Source organism: Microvirga vignae, assembly GCF_001017175.1.
In the GTDB taxonomy this organism is placed as follows: Bacteria; Pseudomonadota; Alphaproteobacteria; order Rhizobiales; family Beijerinckiaceae; genus Microvirga; species Microvirga vignae.
Map to the genome: position 1 here is coordinate 1 of NZ_LCYG01000092.1, position 23,907 is coordinate 23,907.

Consider the following 23,907-nt stretch of genomic DNA (forward strand, 5'->3'; position numbering starts at 1 on the left):
CGCCGCCGCACCAGCGCGGCGGCGCTATCCATTCCATGAAAAGCCATGGCGACACTCGATATCAGTTTCAAGCCTGAACGCGCTCATCTGCGTAAGCCTAAGCGTGGTGTCATCGCGGAAAGAGTTGTCCCGCAATCCGTCTCCGGCCGTTATCGCAGACTGAAATGGACGGCGCTGATCGTGTGTCTCGCCGTCTACTACATTCTTCCCTTCCTGCGCTGGACGCGAGGGGAGGGTCAGCCCGACCAGGCCGTTCTGTTCGATTTCGACCGGGGCCGGCTCTATTTCTTCTTCATCGAGATCTGGCCCCAAGAGGTCTATTACCTGACCGGCCTGCTCGTCTTGGCGACCCTCGTCCTCATCTGGCTCAATGCCGTCGCGGGCCGCGTCTGGTGCGGCTATTTCTGCCCGCAGACGGTCTGGACCGATCTTTTTCTTCTGGTTGAGCGCTGGATCGAAGGCGACCGCCGCGAGCGGCTGAAGAAGCAGGGTGCGCCGCTTAACGCGCGGCGTGTGATGGAGATCGGTCTCAAGCATGCGATCTGGATCGCCATTGCCATGGGAACGGGCGGTGCGTTTGTTCTCTATTTCGCGGATGCGCCAACTCTCCTCTACGAGCTCGTCACGGGTGAGGCTTCCGTCCTCTCTTATGCGTGGGTCGGCATCCTGACCTCCACGACCTATACGCTCGCGGGTTTCGCGCGCGAGCAGGTCTGCACCTGGATGTGCCCCTGGCCGCGCCTGCAGGGTGCGATCTGGGACCCGGAGGCGCTTACCGTCAATTATCGCGACTATCGCGGCGAGCCGCGCGGATCGGTCAAGAAGACCGCGGAATTGAGGGCGAAGGGAGAGCCGGCGGGCGACTGCGTCGATTGCATGCAATGCGTGACCGTTTGCCCGATCGGGATCGACATTCGCGAAGGACCCAACTTCGCCTGCATCAATTGTGGCCTGTGCGTCGATGCCTGCGACAGCGTGATGACCAAGCTCGATCGTCCGCGTGGTCTGATCGATTATGAGTCGTGGACCAATATTCAGCGCGGGCACCGCAAGGAGGAGCCCAAGCGCCGGATCATCAGGCCCAAGACCGTTGGTCTTGGTCTTTCCATCATCGCTCTGGCAGGAGTGATGGGCGTGAGCCTGAGCCTCCGCGGCGATGACAAGCTCACCGTGATCCATGACCGCAATCCCGTGGCCGTCACGCTCTCGGACGGGCGGACCCGAAACGGCTATACGGTGCGCCTTTACAACAAGAGCGGCGAAATGCGCTCCTTTGAGATCGATATGACGGGTCTGCCTAAGGCCACTCTCGAGGTGGTCGAGGACGATGCTGTTGTTCAGGTGGAGCCCGATGCCACACGGGAGATCCGCGTGCTCGTCTCAGCCAAAGCGGACGGCCGCCATCCTGTCGTGTTCACGGCAACCGATACGAAGACAGGCAACAGTATCATTGCCGAAGACATGTTCATGTCCAATGACGGAGGCCGGTGATGGCTCCTATTCCTCGCTTGCGATCTTATGAAGGCCCTGCGTTGTTCTCATATGGCTTTCGCCCCTTCTTCCTGCTCGGCTCGCTCCATGCAGGGCTCGCGATCCTGGCCTGGCTGCCGATGTTCTACGGCGAGCTCCAGCTATCGACGGCTTTCGCACCGCGCGACTGGCACATCCATGAGATGCTCTATGGCTATCTCTCGGCCGTGATCACAGGCTTCCTGCTGACCGCCGTTCCCAACTGGACAGGCCGCATGCCCCTGCAGGGCAGACCATTGATCGTGCTGGTCCTGATCTGGGTGGCGGGGCGCGTGGCCGTCACGATCTCGGCCTGGATCGGGTGGCAGGCCTCCGGGCTGATCGACGTGTCGTTCCTGATTGTCGTTGCGGCGGTCATGGCGCGGGAAATCATCAAGGGCAAGAACTGGCGCAACCTCAAAGTCATGGTTGCACTGAGTATCCTGACGATCGGCAACATCACCTTTCACCTCGAGGCGCATCTTCTGGGCGCAGCCGAATACGGCATCCGCATTGGCGTCGCGGCGACCATGATGCTCGTGATGGTGATCGGCGGGCGTATCGTGCCGAGCTTCACCCGCAACTGGCTCTCGCGCGAGAATCCCGGCCGCATGCCAGCATCGTTCGGTACCTTCGACATGATCTCGATGGCAGGCGCAAGCCTCGCGCTTCTGGTTTGGATCGCCTTGCCCGAATGGCAGATCACAGGTGTCGCCCTGGTGGCTGCAGGTCTCGTCCAGACTGTCCATATGGCGCGTTGGGCCGGTGACAGGACATGGAGGGACCGGCTCGTGCTGATCCTGCATGTTGCTTATGCCTTCGTTCCGCTTGGCTTCATCCTGACGGGTCTCGCCTCCCTGGGCCTCATCCCCACTGGCGCGGGCATTCATGCCTGGACGGGTGGAGCGATGGGGGGAATGACGCTCGCCGTGATGTCGCGCGCCAGCCTCGGGCATACGGGGCGGGCGCTGGTCGCGTCGCGGATGACGCAGGTTCTTTATCTCCTCATCGTCATTGTCGCGCTCGCGCGGATCATCGCGGCTCTTCTCCCCGATTGGACCGATGCCCTGCTTCATCTGGCGGGCGCGGCATGGGCTGCGACATTCATCGGCTTCGCGCTGACATACTGGAACGTCTTCATGCAGCCGCGCGTGAAAGCGTGACGTTCTTGCGATAAATCAAGGCCCTCCTTCCCGTCTCTGCCAGTTTAGACCGACAAGCAGGGAGGAAGGCTTTGACAACGGACCACAGCAGCAAGCACACGTCTTACGCGCAGGAGCGACGCTTTCCTGAAAGCGCACAGAACGCGTCTGACGCGCCCGGGAATGAAACTCTTCAGAGCTTCGAGGATGAACCGGTATCGCTGCGGGGCCGCAGTATGGGCTGTTCAGGCTGCCAGGAACTTGGTTATTGCCGGCGAGACTTCGCTCAGGAGAACGGCCAAGCCGTCTATGCGCCTTGCTGCTGATGCACGGAGCCCGAAGGTTCCGGTTCAACATCGGGAACGTTGTTCTCCAATTCTTCAAGCCAGACCTGTGGTCCCGCATCCGAGGGCGCGCGCCAATCACCGCGCGGGGATAGCGATCCGCCGGACGAGATCTTCGGCCCGTTCGGCATGGCGGTTCGCTTAAACTGACTGGTGAAGAACCGGGAGAGAAACACCCGCAGCCAGCGCTTGATTTCGGAAAGCTCATAAGAGCGATGCGCGCTCGCCGGTATGTTCGGCGGCCACGTGCCGGAGGCGGCATCTTTCCAGGCGTGCCAGGAGAGATAGGCGATCTTCGAAGGCCTGAAGCCGTAGCGCGTGAGATAGTACAGGTTGAAATCCTGCAACGCATAGGGGCCGATTATGGCCTCGGTCGATTGGATTTGCCCGGAGGCATCCTGCGGAACGAGTTCCGGCGAGATCTCGGTCGCCAGGATGGCATGAAGAATGTCGGCCGTTGCCTGGTCGACATCGCCGGAGGCGGCGACGAAGCGGATCAAATGCTGGATCAGCGTCTTCGACACCGAGGCGTTGACGTTGTAGTGGGACATCTGATCGCCGACGCCGTACGTGCACCAGCCGAGCCCCAGCTCGGAGAGGTCGCCCGTGCCGACCACAATGCCGCGGTGATGATTGGCGAGACGGAACAGGTAGTCGGTTCGCAATCCCGCCTGCACGTTCTCGAATGTCACGTCATAGACCGGCTGCCCTTCAGCGAAGGGATGGTCCAAGTCCTGCAGCATCTGGCGTGCCGCAGGACGGATATCGATCTCGGACGCGCTGACCTTGAGCGCTTTCATGAGGGCCCAGGCGTTGCCCTTCGTGCCTTCGCTGGTCGCAAAGCCGGGAAGTGTATAGGCCAGGATATTGGTGCGGGCTAAGCCGAGCTTGTCCATGGCGCGGCAGCAGACGAGGAGAGCCTGCGTCGAGTCGAGACCGCCCGAGACGCCGATGACGATCTTTTCGGTGCGTGTCGCCTGCAGGCGTTTCGCAAGGCCTTGGACCTGGATGTTGTAGGCCTCGTAGCAATTCTCGGAAAGCTTCGATGGATCGGACGGCACATAGGGAAACCGCTCGACCGGACGGCGCAGAGAAAGCGCCTCCTCAGGCGCATCCATGCTGAATTGCAAGGTGCGGAAGTCGTTGGGCGTGACGTTCAGATTGCGCCCGCAATCGCCGAAGGTGACACGGCGCATCCGCTCCGCGCGCAGCCGTCCCAGATCCACATCGGCCACAGCCATCGTAGAGCCCGCGGGGAAGCGCTCGGTCTCTGCCAGACGAAGGCCGTCCTCGAAGATGCCGCCCTGGCCATCCCAAGCAAGATCGGTGGTCGACTCGCCGGGACCTGCAGCCGAAAACGCATAGGCTGCGATGCAGCGCATGGATTGCGAGCCGCACAGCAGCTGTCGATCCTCGGCCTTGCCGATGGTGATGTTGCTGGCGGACAGATTGAGAAGAACCTCTGCGCCGGCAAGTGCTGCGACAGTGCTGGGCGGCTGGGGCACCCACATGTCCTCGCAGACCTCCACATGAAACGTGAAAGCGCAGCGGCCGATTGACCGGAAGAGGAGGTCGACGCCAAATGGGACGCGTTCGCCCGCAACAGTGATCTCCTGCCTGCCAACTTGTGCGCCGGACGCGAAGTGACGGCGCTCGTAGAACTCTCGATAGTTCGGAAGATAGATCTTTGGCACGACGCCAAGAATGCGCCCGGCCTGGATGACGATACCTGCATTATAGAGGCGGTTCTCCCAGCGGAGAGGGGCCCCGACCGCAAAGGCTGGAAAGAGATCGGCGCTCTCGGCGACAAGGCGCGCAATACCCTCTTCAACCGCCTCCAGCAGTGCATCCTGATGCAGCAGGTCGTCGATGGAATAGGCCGAGAGGCCAAGCTCGGGAAAGACCATCAAGGCAATGCGTTCCCGGTCACCCTGATGCAGAAGCTCCAACGTGCGCTCGACATTGAAGCGCGGATTCGCAACCTCGATCCGCGGCACGCAGGCTGCGATGCGAACGAAATCGTGAGAATAAGGTGAGAAGAAAGAAGTCATCTCATATCCAAATCGGCCCTCGAGCAGTGGTTCCCATTAGGGCAGCCCTTACTCGGCGACGTGCCTCTCTTGACCTTTAAGGATCGTGGTTTCAGAGCGCACGGAACTCCTTGGAAGGCCGGGTGTATTCGAGCAAAGAATAGCCTCTTGAAGGAGGAAGCGAAAGAATATTTGCCGCCTGGTGGCTTCCTTGAGGATCCTGCTCGTCAGCCTGTGAGCCAGGAGGTCATCCATACATGGATTCTCGTCCTCGCGAGAGCGTGCCTGAGAGCACCCGTCAACCTTTATTGGGCTCGTCCAGCCCATATCGTGGCTGTGGCCGCCCCGTGACGCGTTCCCACCAAGCATCGGCTCGCGCCTCGAACGTGTGACCGCCTCGACCATCGCTCTGGTAGAACTGGCCAGGCTGGATCCCCGGTGCATAGGTCTGTTCAACCCATCCCCGTGGATCGTCATGCGGAAATTGGTAGCCCACATGTCCCAGTTTGGCCGCCCCGGCATAATGCGCGTCCCGCAGATGAGCAGGCACGGGGATCATGGGTTGCGATTTGACATAGGCCATCGCCGCCCCAATGCCGCGGCAGGCCGAGTTCGATTTCGGAGCACGGGCAATGTGCAGGGCTGCGTGCGCAAGGACAATCTGGGCTTCCGGGTAGCCGACGTGCTGGACGGCCGTCAGAGCGGCAGCTGCGGTTTGAAGGGCCGTGTTGTCGGCCAGACCAACGTCTTCCGAGGCGTGGATGAGAATACGGCGGGCGATGAAGCGGGGATCCTCACCGGAATGGATGAGACGGGCCAGCCAATAGAGGGTGGCATCGGGGTCCGATCCCCGCATCGATTTGATGAGGGCGGATATGGTGTCGTAGTGAAAGTCGCCTTTCCGATCGAACGGCAGGGGCGAGGCTTGATAGACCTCATCCACCATGGCTCCGGTGATTGAAACGACTGAGCCGGACACTGTTCCGAGAACCAGCGTCTCAAGAGCATTCAAGACGCGGCGGGCATCGCCTCCTGCGCGTCCGATCAGCTGTTTCATGGCCTCAGCGTCGAGGCGAACGTCCAGATCCTTCCGGCTTGCGAGAAAGGACAGGGCTCGTTCGACAATCTGTTCGAGGTCCTCAAGGGAGTGTGGCTCGAGCTGGAAGATGGATGCGCGGGACACGAGCGCAGGGGTGAGCACGTGATAGGGATTGCCGGTGGTCGCCGCAATCAGGTCGAAGGTGCCGGTCTCGGTGAGATCGAGGAGATAGTCCTGCTGTGAGCTGCTGAAGCGATGAACCTCGTCGATGAAGACGAGGATATCCTTAGCCTGAGCTTCTTGCGCCACCGCCTTGATGTCAGAGACGTTGCTGCTGGCAGGATGAAGGGAGCGAAACTCCTTCTTCATCTCCTGTCCAATCGCGCGGGCTATGGTGGTCTTGCCCACTCCCGGCGGACCGAAGAGGATGACCGTGCCGAGGCGGCCGGCTCGGACACGGCGTCGCAACGGCCCGTTCGGGCCAAGGATATGCTGTTGGCCAATAAGCTCGTCGAGCGTTTGTGGGCGCATCTCGGCGGCGAGGGGCTTTGGACGCTGCTCCTGGGCCTTCGAGAAGAGATCGGCTTTCACCATGGGTTGTCAATGCCGTGAATGGTCGGAAATTGGTAACTTCGTGCAGAGAGGCTGGATCCGGGGAGAGCCTGCTTCAGGTTCGAGGGAGCCTTGCCGGTCCGGAGCTTACACTTTTCTTCACGGCTGCCGAAAGCCGTGACGATCTGCGCGTGAGTCGATCGGCGGAACTACCTGTGCTTCGCGAGTCATGGTTCGCAGACCTTTTCTGCTTCGCACCGTTCAAAAGCCGTTCGGATCTCGAAACCCTCGAAGCGTTACGTTTTCTGCGCAATTTCGACAAGTCGTGCGCTTTTCCGATTTCCGCAAAGGAAGGGCAATGCCATTCTTTCCTGGCCTCTAAGAATGCCGTTCCGCTTTGCTGAGCTGAGCGAAACCAGTATGCGCCTTAGGAAAAGATAGCGATGTCCAACGATCAGAACAGCCTTGGCCGACAGAAGATGCCGCTTTCTGGCTTTATCGCATATTGGAGTCTTGTGTTATCCTTGCTCAAACTTAGAAATACTCCCCCTCATACCGTTCGCTTTCACCTCATCCGCGGTCGCATTCTGCTCAGTCTCGGCCTGTACGAACAGGCTGTCAGCGATTTTCGAAGCGCATTGCGGCTGAACTGGCGACACGATGAAGCGGCCTTCTGGCTTAACGAGGCGAAACGCGCCATTCCGCACGTGGGCGAGACGGGGTCTCTTACGTAAAATTTAGGAATGAGAAGGGATTTGAGAGCGCAAGTCCTCCATCCACAACAAGTCCTCCATCCACGAGACGAACATGACTCATCGTGTAGCTCGATCCATCGGAGGCCAGATAGACGTCGAGCGCCGCCACATCCTCCGGCGTTCCAGGGCTCTCATTGACGGCCGGCTCCCTTCGAATTGACCCTGCCACCGACCGAGTCGAAGTCCTCTCTTGTCGGATGCGGCCGTTCTTGTGGACGAGATTACCCGGCAAGATGAAGTGGATAAGATCGTCGATACCGTTCTCAATCGCCTGAGCGAGCGCTTCGGACACGAGAATATCTTGCTTCTTCTCCACGATGCATCGCGAGGGGTTCTGACTGCACTAGGGAGCCGCGGACATGAGCGGACAGGTTCGGATCGGAGGGGCTCGCCGGTAAGTGACAAGACCGCTAAGGTTGGCGCCGCGAGGGCCGGCATCACACAGTCCGGCGGAAAACACTGCCAGACCGGAGGGGCGTACACCTGAGCTGAAACGCAGGGGAGGGGCCATCGCAGGTGGCTCTCTCCTGGTGAAGCTCTCCCTGGGCGACGTGGATTGACTGGGCTGACCCCGCTCATTGCAAGTTTTGCAGTCGACCTCACCACGTTCAGATGAGCCAAGGGATTATCGGCATGCTGTACCCGTGCGAACCTGATATGGTGTGTTCCCAGGATGGGCTGGCTTGGGGAACGCCGCCGACGGTATCTTCAGATTTTCGGCGCAACCTCCTGGGTTGGGAGACGCTCAATGATCTGGACTCGCAGGATCATCGATCCGAACGAATGGAACGAGGTCCAGGATCAGTTTGAAAGCTTGTTCGTGAAGCTTGGTTGCCCAGGCCAGATGATGCTGGTAGCCACCTCCGCCTCAGGCTCCCCCACGCTCTTCGCCAGCCTCCCTAATGCGGCGCTTCTTAACGCATTGGCGGGTTTCGAGCAGATCAGCGACGGCGAGCTTCCGTCCGAAGCTTCGCTTCTCGTGGGCCACCACCAAGCCTTCGAGAAACGCTTCAGGTATCCTAGGTGGAAGCCTGCGAGCTAGGACCGGCGCTTGGATCGTGGCGGCGCCAGGTCAGCTTTCGGCGAAGTGGACGAAGGCACGCAGACCGTGGATGAGGAGTGTTCTCTCTTTTCCGATCGGCCCGGGCAGGTTGCATCAACAAGAGCCGTCAACTCCTCATGCCTTGGGCCGGGGCCTCGAATCGCATTCGACCACGTCACAATATCTGACGCCATGCCCGCGCAGGACGGGCGCGCGTCGGTGATCTCATGGGCGAACTCAATGATGTGGTCGAGCGAGGCCACGTCGCGAGCAATCGGCATTGTCGGCCTGAGAGGCTGTCGTCACTTCGACTCAATAGCCCGATCACGCTTGGCGTGCCCGGGACGGAATAGAAGGCTCGTCGGCGAAAGCCTGATGAATCAGGAGCTACGCGTGTTTCTGGCGGCGGACTCCGCGGGAGGTTCCGCTCAGGGGCGGAACCTAATGCTTGGTGTCCGTCCGTGCCTCGACGATCCCGCCCACGGTCAACTTCGTGGACTGGGCTGTCGCACCCTCTTTGAGTTTATCTTTCTTCGGCTTCCCGATTTCCGTGCTGTTCGCGGTGTGCCGTATCCCTGCTCCTTTCCATCCCGGACTTCTTTTAGGGCTTAGCGGATCGCACCGCTCAACTCTGCCACACTTGAAGCCGCTGTTTGCGGAAGTCTGTGGACCCACCCGGAGACCTCTCGAGGAACCGGCACACCTTTGTTGGAGTGGCTCCGGAACCTCCGAAATTGCCCCGAGTTGGCTTCGTGAGCACTCGCAGTCTCTGGAGGTAACCCATGAGCGCGACTGGTCTCGACGTCTTCGACAAGACACTGCAAACCACCCACATCTGGCTCGACGAACTGATGGCAGAGATCGGCTCCGACCGGAGGGTCGCCTGGCATGTGCTCGGCGCCGTCCTGCGCGCGGTGCGCGACCGTATCCCGTTGGAACTCGCCGTCCACCTCGGCTCGCAGCTGCCGCTCCTGGTGCGCGGCATCTATTATGACCAGTGGCATTTGCCCGGACGTATGAACGAGAAGCCCCGTTCGCTCGACGAGTTCCTGGCACCTATCGGTGAGCAGCTGGCCCAGACCCGCCCGGTCGACGCCCGCAACGCCACCCAGGCCGTGTTCCGGCTCCTGTCGCGCCATGTGAACCCAGGACAGATTGATAAGGTCAGGCAATCGCTCCCGGGCGAGGTGCAGGCGATCTGGCTGCCGGTCACGCCCGACACCCAGGTCGAGGTGGAACGGACCATCACGCAGACCGGCGATGTCGCGGCAGGCGGCGGGCGCTCCTGAGGGCGATGAGCGTCCTGCTATGCCCGATGTAAGGGAAGTGACAGCCCTCAGCATTGCCGCAGCCGGTCTCGCCGTCATGGAGTGCGATGATCCTGCTGCGGCTCAGGCAATTGTAATCGAACTGATGGAGGCAAGACATGCGTGTAGCGGAAGTTATGACCCGCGACGTGCGGGTGGCCCGTCCCGACCAGAGTATTCAGGAGGCAGCCCGGATGATGGCCGACGTGGATGCCGGCATCATGCCGGTCGGGGAGGGGGATCGCCTCGTCGGCATGATCACCGACCGGGACATCGCCGTGCGGGCGGTGGCCGAGGGCAAGGGGCCTCAGACGCAGGTGCGCGAGGTCATGAGCCCGGAGGTGAAGTACTGCTTCGAGGATGAGGACACAGATGCGGTTGCCCGCAACATGGCCGAGATCCAGGTGCGGCGCCTGCCGGTCGTGAACCGGGACAAGCGTCTCGTCGGCATCGTCGCTCTGGGCGACCTCGCCGTGATGGAAGGTGGTCGCGCGGCCGGAGAGGCGGTCAGCGGAATCTCGCAGCCCGGAGGCCAGCACTCCCAGCACTAAGCCACGAGAGTAGATCCGGGCAGGCACAAGCCAGGAGGTGGATCATGGCGGATAGGAACAGTCAGCCAGGGCCTCTAGGCCATGCGTATGACCGGCCGGAGGTCGAGGTGTCCATTGGGCCGCTTGGGCTTCCGGGAACACTGGTCCATCCGGCAGGAGGGCAGGGCATCGTGCTGTTCGCCCATGGCAGCGGCAGCAGCCGCCTGAGCCCGCGCAACCGCTTGGTGGCCGAACGCCTTCAAAGGAGCGGGCTCGGCACGCTGCTGTTCGATCTGCTCCAACCGGAGGAGGCAGCCAATCGCGCCAACGTCTTCGACATCAGCCTGCTGGCCGAACGGTTGGCCCTTGCGACCGATTGGGTCCGCTCCCAGGCGTTGCGCGATGCGCCCATCGGCTATTTCGGTGCCAGCACGGGCGCTGCCGCCGCTCTGGTCGCGGAGACTCTGACCCGGCATCCGATCGCCGCCATCGTGTCCCGCGGAGGCCGCCCGGACCTGGCGGGCGTTGCGCTGTCACGGGTCCGGGCGCCGACGCTTCTGATCGTCGGGGGCGATGACCACGGCGTGATCGAACTGAACGAGGAGGCGCTCGCTCGTCTCACCTGCGAGAAGCACCTGGCGATTGTGCCCAGGGCGGGACACCTGTTCGAGGAGCCGGGCACGCTCGACCAGGTCGTGAGCCTCGCCCGCGACTGGTTCGTCCCGCGCCTGCGCCAAGGAGGCCCAAACCATGCGACCGGATGATCTGAGCTTTCGCGACCGGACCGACGCCGGGCATCAGCTCGTCCCGCGCCTGATGGCCTACGCTGCGGATGATGTCGTCGTTCTGGCATTGCCGAGGGGCGGGGTGCCGGTGGCCTTCGAGGTCGCCAAGGCTTTGCGGGCGCCGCTCGACCTCATCTTCGTGCGCAAAATCGGGGCTCCCGGCCATGCCGAATACGGGGTGGGGGCCGTCGTGGACGGAGCCCATCCCCAGATCGTGCTGAACGAGGAGGCTCTTGGCCTCCTCCACGTGCCGCCCGGCTATATCGAGGCAGAGACGCAGCGGCAGCTCCAAGAGATAGAGCGCCGGCGACAGCACTATCTCGCCGGGCGGCGGCCGGTCGACGTGCAGGGTCGGGTCGCGATCGTGGTCGATGACGGCATTGCCACGGGCAGCACCGTGCGGGCAGCGTTGAAGGGGCTGGCCCAGGCCCGGCCCGCCCGGCTCATCCTGGCCGTTCCGGTTGCGCCGAAGGATACGGTCGACCGCCTGAGGGCGGAGGCGGACGAGGTCATCTGCCTGATGACCCCCGAGCCGTTCTACGCCGTTGGGCAGCACTACGATGATTTCCGCCAGACCTCGGACCGGGAGGTGACCACGCTCCTCGACGAGGCCCGGCTCTGGAGCAGGGAGACGCCTCATGAACCTCGACAGCTTCCGTGACATATACCTTGCAGAACTCCAGGAACTGCGCAGCGTCGAGGCTCAACTGGTCGACGCTCTGCCCCGGATGGCGGACCTGGCGAGCCATCCGGAGCTCAAGCAGGCCATCCAGGCTCATCTCGATGAGACCCGCTCTCAGCAATCCCGCCTCGACGAGATCCTGCGCCGGCACAAGGTGGATCCGCGCGAGCACGTCGACCAGGCCATGCTGGCGATGCTGAAGGAGGCCGAGAAGTGGGCCGGCATGGTCGAGGATCAGGACCTGCGCGATGCCGGCCTGATCGCCTCGGCGCAGCGGGTCGAGCACTATGAGATCGCCGTCTACGGCTCGCTCGCCACCTGGGCGAAGCAGCTCGGACTGCTGGAGGACCTGCAGGCGCTGCACGCCATCCTGGAGGAGGAGAAGCGCACGGACGACAAGCTGAGCACGCTCGCCAAGCGCGTAGTCAATCCGGATGCAGCCGCAAGCTAGATTGCCGGAGCACGGCAAGGTCGTATGGAGGGAGAGGAGCGATGGTGCTCACGATTGCCAGTTCGGCGTTCAAGCAGGACGAAGTCATCCCGACCAGATACACCCGTGACGGCGACAATGTTTCGCCGCCGCTGGAATGGCATGGAGCTCCGCCGGAGACGCGCAGTTTCGTCGTGCTCGTCGAGGATCCCGACGCTCCATCGGGGACGTTCCGGCACTGGGCGATATACAACATCCCCGCCACGGCAACGGGTCTTCCCGAGGATGCATCCGGTCGAGGGCGCAGCGGGGCGGGCGAAGGCGTCAACGGGTTCGGCAACGCCCGCTATGACGGTCCTCAGCCACCGAAAGGGCACGGACCGCACCACTACCATTTCAGACTGGCCGCCCTCGACGTGCCGCAGCTTGAAATAGCCGCGTCGCCAAGAGCCGAGGACGTGTGGGCGAAGGCGAGACCCCACATGATCGCGGAGGCGGAGGTGGTTGGGGTCTACGAGCGCTGAACGCGCAGGCTCACGGCCGAGGTCACGATGAGCGATGAGATCACGAAACCCGAGTGCGCCAATGATTGTCTTTCCAGCTCCCGATGAGCCCATGAATCTGGTCCAGGCGTCAGGGCATGGGCCGAAGAAACCTCGCGAGACGGAACAGAAGCCCGCTGGCGATCCGAGGCCGCCGAAACCGGATAGGCCGGCCCAGGACCAGCCCGGCCCCATCAGTCCCGAACCCGATTATCTGCCCGAGGGTCCAAAGGACCCGCTGCCCAGGGTCTGGCCCGCCGAACCGGAAACGCAATAGCGAGCCTTCACCTTTGTGGGAGTCAGGACCGTTGGCGGCACCGCTGAAGCCGGATCGGCAACTTCCACTCTCTCGATGAGGGAAACCTCATCCTTTCGGCTCAATGGTTTGATCCCCGCCTGGACTGCCCGGAGGAGGGATCACCGGAGTCGTGCCGGGTTCCGGCACCGGTGGCCGGACGGACATGTCGGGTGCGATATCGGAAGGCGGGCGGATCACGCCGCCGGTTCTGTCGAGCTTGTCGCTCAAAGGCTCGTCAGAGCGTCCTACCGAGCCGGTCGAGCGGGGATCCTGAGGGCCGGTGCTCTCGGACTTGGGAACGTCGGAGGATTGAGGCTGGCCCTGCGCCGCGGCGGCCTCGACACTCGCGATCAGGGCTGCGAGGGCGACGAGGGCAATCCGAATGTCGCGTTGTCTGGGGCTCATGAGAAGCCTCCATTCACCAGGGGAAGGCTCATGAGGCCAACGCGGGCTGCATGGGCTCGTTCCACCCGATAATCGTTGCAGGGAAGGCGAGGAGGATTGTGCTCACACGATGTTCGCAACCGCGCTGACTTCGAACGCATTCATGTGATCCGCCAGCCGGGCGATCGGCCGTATCAGCCTTACAGGACGATTGCTTTCGTCACCCATCTGCGAGGTTCAGGGCTGTTCCCGCGGAATGCTCCCGTCCGGATTGCCCATGTCCTCGGAGTTCCTTTTGAGCCTGACCGCCTCGACCCCGGCCGCCGTTGTGGACCCGGCAGATGGTCAGAGCCTTAGTTCGGGATGATCTGGACGACCTTGCGGCTTTCCGGGTCCACAACCGCGATGGTCTTGCCCTTCATCAGGAACTTGTAACTTGTTACTGACGGCACTTCGGTGACGCTGTCCTGGGGCAGGCTCCACAGCTCCACGCTTTCCGGCACGGTCATCCCCACTGTGACAGGGCCGTCAGTCTGGGCGTCGGGTGGCTTCGCCCGCTGCACGTGCTGCTTGACCACAGCCTGCTTCTCCGGGGAGAGCGGCACGGGCGGGGTTTCCACCGGCGTACTGCCGGTCTGAGCCGCCGCCGATGCCGCGAGCAAGGTCGCGAACAGGGTGGTCCGCAACAAACCCGTCATGAGCCGCGTCTGCCGTCCTCGCGCATGCTGTCCTTCAGCCCGCCGACGGTGTTCTGGATCTTGCCCTCGGCCTGATCCATCCTGCCCTCGCTGCGCAGCTTCGTGTCGCCGAACAAGCGCCCGAAGAATTCCTTCACGCGCCCGCCGAATGTCTTTGCGCCACCTTCGATGCGATCTTGGTCCATGACTTATCTCCTACAAAAATCCGTGTGATAACAACGCTTTGATGATTGGAGCGTTCCAGATTGAGGCACCTGGTCGCGCCCGTTTTCCTTAATCATCACACTCCTGCCGCACGAGGCCGCTAGCAAGTCTGGCGACCAGTGTCAGAGCGAGGAGATTGACCAATGCGCACGTACAATCTGTTCCGGCGCAAGGGTGAAGCAGACCTGTTCTGCGCCGTTCCCCAGGACGTGCCCGTCCCGAACTTCGTGACTGCGGATAACTGGGAGTACGCCCGTCCACTCGACATTGAGGCGCTGTCAGGGTTCGACGCCACCGCGGCGCAGGCCTCTGCGGCGGCCAACGGCTTCTACCTGTTTCACTCGGCGTCCTGAGCCGTCCAGGGTCGAGGATGTCGGTCGGTGTTACGCTTTCTGCAGCCCTGAACGACATTCCTCGCCAGATCCGAACGCGGGAGGCTGCTGTGCGACCACGCATCCACCGGGCGATGGGTCTCAGCCGCAGGACCCAGGCTCTTCTTGCTTCCGGTCTGTTGATCATCGGCCCCGCCCGCGGTTTCGCCCAACCCGCCACCGCTCCGGCTCGACCGAGGTGTGCGGCCGGCGAGGCCCGGCCGGTTGTTGGGCAGCCGTACTCGCCCGAACTGGCCGAGCAAGCCCGACGGGCAGCGGGCGCCCGCGAGGTCCGCAAGATCGAGCCGGGAGGCGCTTACACAACCGACCTCGACTCCGACCGCCTGAACGTCGAGGTGGACCGCGTCGGCATCGTGACGGGAGTCCGCTGCGGCTGAGATTACATTTGGTGTCACGGATCCCTTTGCGGTCGTGGTCGGAATCTCCGGCGGCGGGCCGGTGAGGATGGTATAGAGTTCTACAATCCGAGGCTCAGCGTGCGGGTACGCGTATGCCGCACCCGGTGGGCGAACCGACCCAGGGGCCGGGCGTTGGTTTCAGGACCATGCGGAGGCACAGGCCGAGGCCGTGACCTGCAGGATCGTGCCGTCAGGACGAGGCGTCCCTGTCAGGAGGCAGCCGGCACGGACCGGCCATTGTTCCCCATTGCTCCAACGCGGCGTCTGCATCCGAGATGCCGTTGGATGGGAGCCGGCCATCCTACCTCGAACAGCAGGTAATCAGGCGGAGGCAACATGTTTTTTGTCGTGACTGGAAACGGGCGGAACGGGACGGTGGCCGTCACCTGTGACAGCGCCGCCGCAGCCCTGGAGAAGGCGCACCAGCTGGACACGGACGGTGTCGTCGATCTTCTCATTACCGATGCGGATGGGCTTCAGCATGTCCCGGCCGAATTCGACCGGCTCTACGTCGCACAGACCTCATAGGACAGGGTGTGCCGATCCGCCGAAATCTGGAAGATCCCGGTTCTCGCCTTTGGGCAACCGGCCTTCCGCAACCAGGGACCGAAGACGGTGGAGCGGTACGGGCATCGGAACGCCAGCCGGGAGGAGAATGCGCAGGCAGGCATTTTCATGCCCGCCATGCGATGGCGCATGGAGGAGTGCGGCGATGATGCCGCAGGTGGTGAGCATCGTGCCAGTGGCCGGTGGGCGCTGACGTTCGCCCGAACGCATTGGCTTCGATGCGGGAGGAAGGCGGTGGCACCAGACCTCTGCGAAGCGTCCCATCAAAACTCCGACGGATCCTGGACCCGCACCAGGCGGAGCGTGATTACGGTCGGCGATGGGCAAACGATTACCATCGAAGTGGAACGGACGGTCCGGCCCCGGGGAACTCCTCGGCGATTATGATCTCGCAGCCTATCTGGAGCAGGTCTGCGCTTGGAGTGCCAATGCCGGATGATATGTTCATCCGGCATTGGCAAAGGCGGTGCTTTTCTCCGCCGAGCCACGCCTGGAGCAAGGGTTCGCAGGGGCTCTGAAACCCGATTGGGCCGCGATGCTCGAACACTCGACGACACTGCCGCTTTCGGCGATAGCCTTGCTCATGCTCCTCGCGGGCTCTCGGGGCTCGGGGGTGGAGCGCGGCCGCGTCCTGCTCGAGGCCAATTGTGCAGGTTGCCATGCGGTCGGGCGAGCCGACGCCAGCCCGATGCCGGCTGCGCCACCTCTTCGCGATCTCCACCAGCGCTATCCCGTCGAGTCTCTTGAGGAGGCGCTTGCGGAAGGGCTCACGACGGGGCACCCGGGCAAGCCCGTCCTCAGGTTCGAGGTGCGGGAGATCGAGGACATGATCGAGTATCTGAAGTCGCTTGAACATTGACGGACCCGGCAGCAAGGCCTTCGGATGAGATTGAGGTTGGCGTCAAACGCCCGGCGATGCTCGGGACCCATGGGCCTGGAAGGTGACGATCAGGCACGATCCGGGCGGCTGCCCAAACCCCAGCCGCTCAGTGCCGGGCGGAGCCTCGCAGCTTCGGGCCGCAGCTTCGGGCCCTTGAGGCAGTGCCTCCGCCAGCCCAGAATCACGGAGGGAACGAGCCCTGGGCCGCAAGGAGGGTCTCATGCCACCGCGTCCCGTCGTCCTGATCACCGGATCCAGCGGCTTCCTGGGACAGGCGATGGCCGCGCGCCTGATGCGGCACTATCGGGTGGTGGGGCTCGACACCGTCCAGCCCCGGAAGCCCTTGGAGGGCGTCGAAACAATCCTGGTCGACCTGACCTCTGACGACAATGTGCGCGGGGCCCTGGGTGAGATCCGCCGCCGGTTCGGCACCCGCCTCGCGTCGGTGATCCACTTGGCGGCGTATTATGACCTGTCCGGCGAGCCCGATCCCAAGTACCAGAGCGTGACGGTGGAGGGCACCCGCCGCCTCCTGCGGGCGCTGCAGCGTGGGTTCGACAGGGTCGAGCAGTTCGCGTTTGCGAGCACGATGCTCGTTCACGCCCCCACGCAGCCGGGCCGGCCGATCAACGAGGACTGGCCGCTTGAGCCCAAGTGGGCCTACCCGCAGTCGAAGGTCGAGGCCGAACAGGTGGTCCGAGCCGAACACGGCTCGATCCCTGTCGTGATCCTGCGGCCGGCCGGCGTCTACGACGAGCGCTGCCGCTCCGCGTTTCTTGCCCAGCAGATCGCCCGCATCTTCGAGCGCCAGCCCACAAGCTACCTGTTCGCCGGCGACCCTTCGCGCGGACAGCCTTCGCTGCACCTCGACGATCTCGTCGATGCGGTCGAGCGCGTTGTGAACCAGCGCGGCAATCTGCCGGCTGAAGCCGTCTTTCTGCTCGGGGAAACCGAGACGCCAAGCTATAAAACCCTGCAGCGGCGCATCGGCGAACTCGTGCATGGCGAATCCTGGCCGGTGGTGGCGCTGCCCAAGCCCCTCGTCGAGGCCGGTGCCTGGGTTCAGGAGGAGGTGCTTGCGCACGATCCCTTCATCCGGCCCTGGATGGTCGAGATCGCCGACGACCACTATGAGCTCGACATCAGCAGGGCCCGCACGCTCCTGGGCTGGTCACCACGCAGATCCCTGCTGGCGACACTGCCCGCCATGATCGCGGCGCTCAAGGCCGATCCAACGGACTGGTATGAGGACAACAAACTCAATCCCTCCGTGGTCGCGGCCGCAGAACCGGAGCTGCAAGAGGTGGTCGAGCGGCAGCCGCCGTCGGACCACCCCTCGGTGCAGGCCGTCGACACCGTGCTCGCGCAGGAACATGGGGCCACCCTGTGGGCCCATCTCGCCAATATCGCGCTGGGCTCATGGCTGCTGGTGGGGCCGTTCGCCTACGGCCTCTTCGACCCTGTCGGCCCTCTGCCGCCTCCCCCCGCCGCCGGGCACGAACTCCCGCCGCCAGAACTGCGCAACGCGTGGCTCGCCTGGAGCGAGATGGCGAGCGGCCTTGCCGTGATCGGGCTGTCGTGTCTTGCCCTTGCCCGCGCCCGATCCTGGGCACCCTGGGCGGTCGCCCTGGTGGGCGTCTGGGTGCTGTTCGCTCCGCTGGTGTTCTGGACGACGAGCGCTGCGGCCTACGCCGTCGATACGCTGATCGGCACGCTCGTGATCGTATTCGCCGTGATGGTGCCGCCGCAGCCCGGCATCAGTCGCGAGGCTTTGGCCTCGCCCGCAGACGTGCCGCTCGGCTGGTCGTACTCGCCCTCGTCCTACGTGCAGCGCGTGCCCATCGTGGCGCTGGCCTTTGTCGGACTGTTCATCTCACGTTACTTGGGCGCGTTTCAACTGGGGCACATCGACGGCCTGTGGGATCCGTTCTTCTCCGGCCACGGCGGTGGGCGCAACGGCACTGAAGCCGTCGTCACATCAAGCGTGTCCAAGTCCTTTCCCATCGCCGACGCCGGGCTGGGAGCAGTCACCTACATCCTCGACATTCTGACCGGCATCGTCGGAGATCAGCGCCGTTGGCGCACCATGCCATGGCTGGTGCTGCTGTTCGGGCTCCTCATCGTGCCACTGGGGGCGGTCAGTGTCGGCTTCATCATCATTCAGCCCACGATCATCGGCGCGCTGTGCACGCTCTGCCTCGTGCAGGCGGCGATCACTGTCCTGCTGATCCCGTACTCGGTCGACGAGGTGTTCGCGACAGCGCAGTATCTGTGGCAGAGCCGGCGCGTCGGCAGTCCCGTCTGGCTCACCCTGATCGTCAGCGGTCCGGTGCTCTCGGAGCAGCGGGATCCGGTGCAGGGATTGAACATGCCCATCGGCCGGATCGCATGGGAGTTCCTCAGGGGCGGCGTCACCTATCCTTGGACACTGGTTGGCTGCACGTTGATCGGTGTCTACCTGCTCTGCACGCGCCTTCTTCATGGTGTCGAGCCATCCTTGTACTTCAGCGATCACGTTGCGGGCTGTGTTGCCATTGTCGTCGCCGTGACGGCTTGGGCGGAGGTGGCGCGGTCGGTGCGGCTCCTGAACGTGCCGCTCGGGTTGTGGGTTGCCGTATCGCCGTTCCTGCTCGACGGCGGCACCGCCATTGCGTCGGTTGCCGATCTCGTCGCGGGTCTTGCCCTCGCCGTCTTGAGCCTGCCGCGCGGGACGCGCAGCCGGGAGCACTACGGCGGATGGGATCAGTACATCCTGTAGCCCGGCCTGATCGGTCTTGGAACGTATGCGGGATTGGAAGCTATTCTGTCTGCACCCCATCTGGGAGTTACGAAAGGAAAGACATACTTTCTCCCCATGACTGACGGATCGGGCGACCTAGAATAACCATTGATGCAATCGCTCCCCGGCCTGGAGATTCGGTGCATGGGACCCAGGTCCGCCAGATTTGCGCTCTCCCTTGCCCCAGCCGTCATTCTCGCGCTCGGCATCGTGCTGCTGGGTGCGCTGGAACTCCTGCAAAGCTACAATGAGGCGGCAAGACGTGGCGAAGAGGGTGCCCGGAACTTGGTTCATGTGCTGGCCGAGCAGACCGAGCGGACCTTCCAGGCGGTCGACTTCACGCTCCTGGGCATCCGCGATGCCCAGACGACTATCGCTGACATGCCCGACAACGATGCCCGCTTTCGGGGTGCGCTGAAGGAGCGGCTCAACGCCTTGCCGTATGTCCGCGCTCTCTATGTCATTGGGCCGGACGGGTTCATCACGCACGATACCGATTATCCCTCCACGCCGCAGGTCAGCCTGGCGGATCGTCCTTACTTCAAGGCCCATCAGGAGGATCCCACCCTCGGCCTGCATATCGGGCAGCCGCTCCGCAGCCGGTCGGTCGACGCCTGGTTCGTCAGCTTCAGCCGCAGGATCAATCATCCCGACGGCAGTTTCGGCGGCATCGTCGTGGCCGCGCTTGAGCCGCGCTATTTCGAGCAGTTCTATCGCGGGCTCTCCGTCGGCGAGAACGGGTTCATCGCGCTTCTGTTGCGCGAGGGCACCCTTCTGGCCCGCAGCCCGGCCTCCGAGGCGGCCATCGGCAGATCCTTCGCCGCCGCCGAACCGTTCTACACCTACCTGCTCCGCAGTCCGCAAGGAGTCTTCTGGGCCCCAAGCCCGGTCGACCGCACCACCCGAGTTACCGCGTACCGGGCCCTCGGCACTGCACCAGCCGTTGTTATCGTGGGCTTGGCGCAGCAAGCCGTGTTCCAGCCTTGGCGCGAGCACGCGGCCGTGGTCTTCATCACTGCGGTCATCCTTCTTGGCCTGATCGTTGCCCTGATCTTCCTCGTGCAGAAAAGCCGCCGGCGCGAGCAGATCGAGCAGGCGCGGCTCAGCCGGGTGCAGCGGCTCGAAGGCCTCGGGCGCATTGCCGGCGGCATCGCGCATGATCTCGGCAACACGATCAGGATCGTGCAATCGACCTTCCTGCTCCTGAAGCCTTCCCTGGCCGGCCGCGCGGAGGTTCTGTCCTTGGTCAACGAGACCGACCAAGCTCTCAAGGGCGCAAGGGCCATGATCGAGCGCCTGCTGGCCTTTGCGCGGCGTCAGGAACTCCGGCCGGAGGTGACCGGGATCGACGAGCGGATTGCAGGCTTTGTCCCAATTCTGCGGCAAGCTGCGGGCCCCCGGGTCTCTCTCGACCTCAATCTGGCCAGCGGAGGCACGGCAGCCCTCCTCGATCCGGTGCAACTCGAAGCGACGCTGCTCAACCTAGTGCTCAATGCCCGGGATGCCATGCCTGACAGCGGGACCGTCACGGTGGCGACCGAGATCACCAGTCCGCCTCCTGGTTCTGTAGGCATTCGTCGTCCGTCTGGCGCAGACGAACAATGGGTTCAGATCACCGTGACGGACACGGGCATCGGGATGCCTCCGGCGGTGCTGGAACGGGCCTTCGATCCCTTTTTCACCACCAAGGGACAGGGGAGCGGGCTCGGCCTCAGCCAAGTCCTGGGCTTCGTCCAGCAGAGTGCCGGCGATGTGCAGTTGGACAGCGAGGAGGGCCGCGGCACGACGGTTCGGCTCATGTTCCCCGCTGCAGCCCGGGAGGATCGGGCTAACGACAACCTTGGGCCAGAGGCGGCTGTGGGTTTGGGAGAGTTGCGCTCCTGAGAGCGACAAGCAGCACTCAGGAAAATCCCGAGCCGTCACTCGGGTTCAGACCCGATAGGGGCGCCGTGGCTGCGGGGATAAGGATTATCGGATCCTATGGGAGTGCCATGACCGTAAAACTCCTCGTTGCCGACGACCACGCCATCGTGCGCAGGGGCTTGCAGGCTCTGCTGGAGGCTCAGGCTGGCTGGCAGATCTGCGCCCTTGCCGAGAACGGGCAGGTCGCGGTCGACCTTGTCGGCCGGCACCGGCCGGACGTGGCGATCCTCGACTATTCCCTGCCGGGGCTGAACGGCCTCGAAGCCACCCGTCACATCCGCCGTGCCTGCCCGAGCACCGAGGTGCTGATCTACACGATGCACAACAACGAGGACATCATTCGCGACGTGCTGCGCGCCGGTGCGCGCGGCTATCTGCTCAAGACCGAGGACGATTCCGAGGTCGTCAGGGCCGTACAGGCCCTTCTGTGCAAGAAACCCTACTTCTCGCCTCAGGTCGCTCAGACCCTGCTCGACACCTTCCTGAGTGGCGGCAAGGTGGTGGCGTCGCAGACCCTGACCTCGCGCGAGCGGGAGGTGATCCAGCTTGTTGCGGAGGGGCGGAGCAACCGTGACATCGCCGATCGCTGGAAGGTCAGCATCAAGACCGTCGAGAGCCACCGGACTGCGGCGATGAGGAAGCTGAACCTGCGCTCAGGGGTGGAGCTTGCCCTCTATGCTGTGCGCAACAAGCTGATCGAGCCCTGATTGTCCTGCCCCGTGGTAGGGCAATCCTGATCCTCGCCTCCGGTCCTCACCTGATTTCAATCCGGGTGGCAATGCGGTTTCCTGAATGGTGCTGGCGCCTTGAGCGCCCGGAACAGGTGTTTCTCTCAGCCATCTGAGGGCTAGACCTTCGGAGGCCTTCGTTCAGGCACCAGGCGACGAAGCCACCGCCAGGGTGGCGCGTCCGGCTTGGCGGCTGAGAAGAGGATATGCTGGCGTGGATTGGACAGCTCCTGATCGGCCTCTGGCGAGCGGCAGGTGCCTGGATCGATAGGCTCATCCTCGCGTGGGTTGACCGACAAACGAATGCAGGGGCCGGAGGCGCGGATTCCGGCCCGACAATTCAGGAACGCAATGCTTTGGATGACAGGAATTCCCATCAGCTTCGCCGGGACCAAGATGAGCCCCGACGAGATCGAACAGCACATCATCCGGGCCTATCTGCAGCTTGCCTGCACGCCCGAGGCCAACGGCACCCGCATCGTGACCGTTGTCCGGTTGGGCGTGCTGGAGGCACGCCTGACGGAAGTCCCGGAAAAGCAAAGGCTTCCAGGCGTGCCATGGTTCTGGTTGGAGATTTACTCCCATGCAAGCCGCTCCGTGATCGACAGTTGCGGGTGCACCGAGTTCGACGAGGATGAGCTAGCTCAGGCGGTGGAACTCATCACCAGCGCAAGGCAGCAGGCCCGGGGCCTGCACTAGGAAGATGGACCCCGTCACCTTGCCAGCGCCTTCGATTAAGGTCTCGGGACATCGACCGCCGAAGGAATGGTGGTTCAGCTCTCCGTCGGGAGGGAAGCGTGGGCAGAGGCGCGCCAGGCGGGAGTTGCGAGAGGACAGGAAGGTCCGTAACGGCAAGGATGCCTTGGTCCGGACCGGGCTCGGAGTCCTCCGGCGAAATGATGGCCCTCCTGGCTTTGGGAGAGGCGCAATCAGCGCCTCCGAACGGCGGATCCAATGGCCCTGTCTGCGTCGCGCCACTCTCGACAGCTTACGAAAGAGACCTACGATGCTGAGACTGCCAATTCACGGTTTCGCAAAGCGCGTCGAAGACACTGTGGCCCGCGGGATGGCTGCTCTCCGGGCGCGGGATGAGCTCAACGCAAGGAGACTCCAGCCGATGCTCCGCCCGAAGCCCGAGGAGCAGGCAGAAACGACTGGCAGCGAGAGCCTTTCGCCTCAAGATGTTTCCCTTCCGGGCTAGTGAGGGGAAACATTCCACTTCGTGTGAACTGAGCCGAACTAGACCGTCTGATCTTGGCTCGCGAGTTAAGGGAGCGGGTGACAAAGACGTGCCGCAGCAACTCGAAGCTGCCGAAACTGGGGGAACTGTTCTTGTCGCGCCCGCTCGTGACGGTGCCGCTCGGGGCGAAGCTTCTGAAGGTCACACCCAAGGCGGTGGATCTGATGCTGGCGCAGCTAGGCGGAGCGCTGCCACGTGAGCTTACCGGACGAACCCGCTACCACGCCTGGGCATCGTTTAGGATTGATCCGCCACTATAACGGGCAAAGTTCACCTGCCCCTTCAGTCGGATGTCAGCTGCCCCTATGGCCCGCCGTCTTCGCATGGGCGAGCCCTTCTTCCACATACGTGAGCGGATGATCACTGACAAACTCGAATCCTACACTGCCGCCCAACGTCCGATTGTGCCGACAATGGAGCATCGCCCCCTCAGGGCCTCGACAACCGGGCAGAAAATTCGCATCTATCCCTGCACCGACGAGAACGGGCGATGCAGGGCTTCCGATCGCCGGGCGGCCTGCAGCGGTTCACTTCGGTCCTCCCGGCCGTTAGAAACTTGCACGTTTCGCCCTCTTCCCACCTGTCTGCCCTCCCTGCTCACCTGCGCCGTCTACAAGCCATGGCGGCGTAAAAGTCGCAGCAAGGCGGCGCGCCTGAAATCAACAAGGTTAGGGCGTTCTGTCGCCTCCCCAAGTTAGCGTGACACGGCATTATCAACCAAACACAG

At 63.2% G+C, this 23,907-nt stretch carries 26 protein-coding genes and 1 pseudogene; 20 read left to right on the top strand and 7 right to left on the bottom strand.

Annotated elements, in window-relative coordinates; genetic code table 11:
* Nucleotides 1-45: 45 nt before the first annotated feature.
* Nucleotides 46-1,491: a cytochrome c oxidase accessory protein CcoG gene (ccoG, locus tag AA309_RS27080; RefSeq protein WP_084731709.1), complete on the top strand. Its 1,446-nt coding sequence runs from the start codon at nucleotides 46-48 to the stop codon at nucleotides 1,489-1,491.
* Complete coding sequence (locus AA309_RS27085) at nucleotides 1,491-2,672, top strand: NnrS family protein (RefSeq protein ID WP_047192138.1); 1,182 nt, start codon at nucleotides 1,491-1,493, stop codon at nucleotides 2,670-2,672. Before ccoG ends, AA309_RS27085 begins: the two co-directional genes overlap by 1 nt.
* Nucleotides 2,673-2,958: 286 nt before the next feature.
* Here AA309_RS27085 and AA309_RS27090 read toward each other — a convergent pair whose 3' ends face one another.
* Together AA309_RS27090 and AA309_RS27100 are read right to left on the bottom strand one after the other, a co-directional pair.
* Nucleotides 2,959-5,046 carry an NAD(+) synthase gene (locus AA309_RS27090; RefSeq protein ID WP_047192139.1) on the bottom strand — a complete coding sequence of 696 codons (2,088 nt, stop codon included), beginning with the start codon at nucleotides 5,044-5,046 and terminating at the stop codon, nucleotides 2,959-2,961.
* A 277-nt stretch (nucleotides 5,047-5,323) separates the two neighbouring features.
* The gene (locus AA309_RS27100; protein ID WP_047192141.1) at nucleotides 5,324-6,658 is read right to left on the bottom strand and encodes a replication-associated recombination protein A; all 1,335 of its coding nucleotides are present in this window, start codon (nucleotides 6,656-6,658) and stop codon (nucleotides 5,324-5,326) included.
* A 401-nt stretch (nucleotides 6,659-7,059) separates the two neighbouring features.
* Between AA309_RS27100 and AA309_RS27105 the strand changes: the two genes are divergently transcribed.
* Nucleotides 7,060-7,350, top strand: a complete 291-nt coding sequence (locus AA309_RS27105; protein ID WP_047192142.1) for a tetratricopeptide repeat protein — start codon at nucleotides 7,060-7,062, stop codon at nucleotides 7,348-7,350.
* Here the strand turns inward: AA309_RS27105 and AA309_RS27110 are convergent.
* The gene (locus AA309_RS27110) at nucleotides 7,343-7,687 is read right to left on the bottom strand and encodes a hypothetical protein (RefSeq protein WP_047192143.1); all 345 of its coding nucleotides are present in this window, start codon (nucleotides 7,685-7,687) and stop codon (nucleotides 7,343-7,345) included. The genes AA309_RS27105 and AA309_RS27110 overlap by 8 nt on opposite strands.
* 432 nt (nucleotides 7,688-8,119) lie before the next feature.
* On the opposite strand from AA309_RS27110, the gene AA309_RS27115 reads away from it, so the two are divergent.
* The 7 genes from AA309_RS27115 (at nucleotide 8,120) to AA309_RS27145 (ending at nucleotide 12,671) form a co-directional block, all read left to right on the top strand.
* Nucleotides 8,120-8,413, top strand: coding sequence for a hypothetical protein (locus tag AA309_RS27115; protein ID WP_047192144.1), 294 nt, complete (start codon nucleotides 8,120-8,122; stop codon nucleotides 8,411-8,413).
* A 782-nt stretch (nucleotides 8,414-9,195) separates the two neighbouring features.
* Nucleotides 9,196-9,702, top strand: a complete 507-nt coding sequence (locus AA309_RS27120; protein ID WP_047192145.1) for a DUF2267 domain-containing protein — start codon at nucleotides 9,196-9,198, stop codon at nucleotides 9,700-9,702.
* Nucleotides 9,703-9,839: 137 nt separating this feature from the next.
* Complete coding sequence (locus tag AA309_RS27125) at nucleotides 9,840-10,271, top strand: CBS domain-containing protein (protein WP_047192146.1); 432 nt, start codon at nucleotides 9,840-9,842, stop codon at nucleotides 10,269-10,271.
* A gap of 44 nt (nucleotides 10,272-10,315) precedes the next feature.
* On the top strand, nucleotides 10,316-11,014 hold the full coding sequence (locus tag AA309_RS27130) for a dienelactone hydrolase family protein (RefSeq protein ID WP_200902063.1): 699 nt from the start codon (nucleotides 10,316-10,318) through the stop codon (nucleotides 11,012-11,014).
* Nucleotides 11,001-11,696: a phosphoribosyltransferase gene (locus AA309_RS27135; RefSeq protein ID WP_047192147.1), complete on the top strand. Its 696-nt coding sequence runs from the start codon at nucleotides 11,001-11,003 to the stop codon at nucleotides 11,694-11,696. The genes AA309_RS27130 and AA309_RS27135 overlap by 14 nt, the downstream gene beginning before the upstream one ends.
* A complete protein-coding gene (locus AA309_RS27140) occupies nucleotides 11,674-12,168 on the top strand; it encodes a YciE/YciF ferroxidase family protein (protein ID WP_047192148.1) in 495 nt (164 codons plus the stop codon). Before AA309_RS27135 ends, AA309_RS27140 begins: the two co-directional genes overlap by 23 nt.
* Nucleotides 12,169-12,209: 41 nt before the next feature.
* Entirely contained in the window at nucleotides 12,210-12,671 is a 462-nt protein-coding gene (locus AA309_RS27145; protein ID WP_047192149.1) for a YbhB/YbcL family Raf kinase inhibitor-like protein, read from the top strand.
* A gap of 382 nt (nucleotides 12,672-13,053) precedes the next feature.
* On the opposite strand, the gene AA309_RS27155 is transcribed toward AA309_RS27145, so the two are convergent.
* The 3 genes from AA309_RS27155 to AA309_RS27165 form a co-directional block, all read right to left on the bottom strand.
* Complete coding sequence (locus AA309_RS27155) at nucleotides 13,054-13,392, bottom strand: hypothetical protein (RefSeq protein WP_047192151.1); 339 nt, start codon at nucleotides 13,390-13,392, stop codon at nucleotides 13,054-13,056.
* Nucleotides 13,393-13,724: 332 nt separating this feature from the next.
* Entirely contained in the window at nucleotides 13,725-14,069 is a 345-nt protein-coding gene (locus AA309_RS27160) for a DUF1236 domain-containing protein (RefSeq protein ID WP_047192152.1), read from the bottom strand.
* Nucleotides 14,066-14,254, bottom strand: coding sequence for a CsbD family protein (locus AA309_RS27165; protein ID WP_047192153.1), 189 nt, complete (start codon nucleotides 14,252-14,254; stop codon nucleotides 14,066-14,068). Before AA309_RS27165 ends, AA309_RS27160 begins: the two co-directional genes overlap by 4 nt.
* 162 nt (nucleotides 14,255-14,416) lie before the next feature.
* On the opposite strand from AA309_RS27165, the gene AA309_RS27170 reads away from it, so the two are divergent.
* From AA309_RS27170 to AA309_RS27180, 3 genes are all read left to right on the top strand, one after another.
* Nucleotides 14,417-14,626: a hypothetical protein gene (locus tag AA309_RS27170; protein ID WP_047192154.1), complete on the top strand. Its 210-nt coding sequence runs from the start codon at nucleotides 14,417-14,419 to the stop codon at nucleotides 14,624-14,626.
* Between the two features lie 89 nt (nucleotides 14,627-14,715).
* A complete protein-coding gene (locus AA309_RS27175) occupies nucleotides 14,716-15,042 on the top strand; it encodes an I78 family peptidase inhibitor (protein ID WP_210166524.1) in 327 nt (108 codons plus the stop codon).
* A 357-nt stretch (nucleotides 15,043-15,399) separates the two neighbouring features.
* Nucleotides 15,400-15,591, top strand: a complete 192-nt coding sequence (locus tag AA309_RS27180; RefSeq protein WP_047192155.1) for a hypothetical protein — start codon at nucleotides 15,400-15,402, stop codon at nucleotides 15,589-15,591.
* Here AA309_RS27180 and AA309_RS27185 read toward each other — a convergent pair.
* Nucleotides 15,586-15,894, bottom strand: coding sequence for a hypothetical protein (locus AA309_RS27185; RefSeq protein ID WP_150117789.1), 309 nt, complete (start codon nucleotides 15,892-15,894; stop codon nucleotides 15,586-15,588). The genes AA309_RS27180 and AA309_RS27185 overlap by 6 nt on opposite strands.
* 202 nt (nucleotides 15,895-16,096) lie before the next feature.
* Between AA309_RS27185 and AA309_RS27190 the strand changes: the two genes are divergently transcribed.
* The 7 genes and pseudogenes from AA309_RS27190 to AA309_RS37890 all read left to right on the top strand — a co-directional run.
* Entirely contained in the window at nucleotides 16,097-16,489 is a 393-nt protein-coding gene (locus AA309_RS27190; RefSeq protein WP_244470512.1) for a c-type cytochrome, read from the top strand.
* Nucleotides 16,490-16,730: 241 nt separating this feature from the next.
* Nucleotides 16,731-19,268 (top strand): NAD-dependent epimerase/dehydratase family protein, encoded by a 2,538-nt coding sequence (locus AA309_RS27195; RefSeq protein WP_047192157.1) that lies wholly within the window; start codon nucleotides 16,731-16,733, stop codon nucleotides 19,266-19,268.
* A 165-nt stretch (nucleotides 19,269-19,433) separates the two neighbouring features.
* Nucleotides 19,434-21,173 carry a hybrid sensor histidine kinase/response regulator gene (locus AA309_RS27200; protein WP_047192158.1) on the top strand — a complete coding sequence of 580 codons (1,740 nt, stop codon included), beginning with the start codon at nucleotides 19,434-19,436 and terminating at the stop codon, nucleotides 21,171-21,173.
* Nucleotides 21,174-21,280: 107 nt separating this feature from the next.
* Nucleotides 21,281-21,919 carry a response regulator gene (locus AA309_RS27205; RefSeq protein WP_047192159.1) on the top strand — a complete coding sequence of 213 codons (639 nt, stop codon included), beginning with the start codon at nucleotides 21,281-21,283 and terminating at the stop codon, nucleotides 21,917-21,919.
* Between the two features lie 381 nt (nucleotides 21,920-22,300).
* Nucleotides 22,301-22,639: a hypothetical protein gene (locus AA309_RS27210; RefSeq protein ID WP_150117790.1), complete on the top strand. Its 339-nt coding sequence runs from the start codon at nucleotides 22,301-22,303 to the stop codon at nucleotides 22,637-22,639.
* Nucleotides 22,640-23,218: 579 nt separating this feature from the next.
* Complete coding sequence (locus AA309_RS27220; RefSeq protein WP_052955033.1) at nucleotides 23,219-23,440, top strand: helix-turn-helix domain-containing protein; 222 nt, start codon at nucleotides 23,219-23,221, stop codon at nucleotides 23,438-23,440.
* Between the two features lie 93 nt (nucleotides 23,441-23,533).
* Nucleotides 23,534-23,811: pseudogene (locus AA309_RS37890) on the top strand (DDE-type integrase/transposase/recombinase); the annotation flags it as partial.
* Nucleotides 23,812-23,907 lie beyond the last annotated feature (96 nt).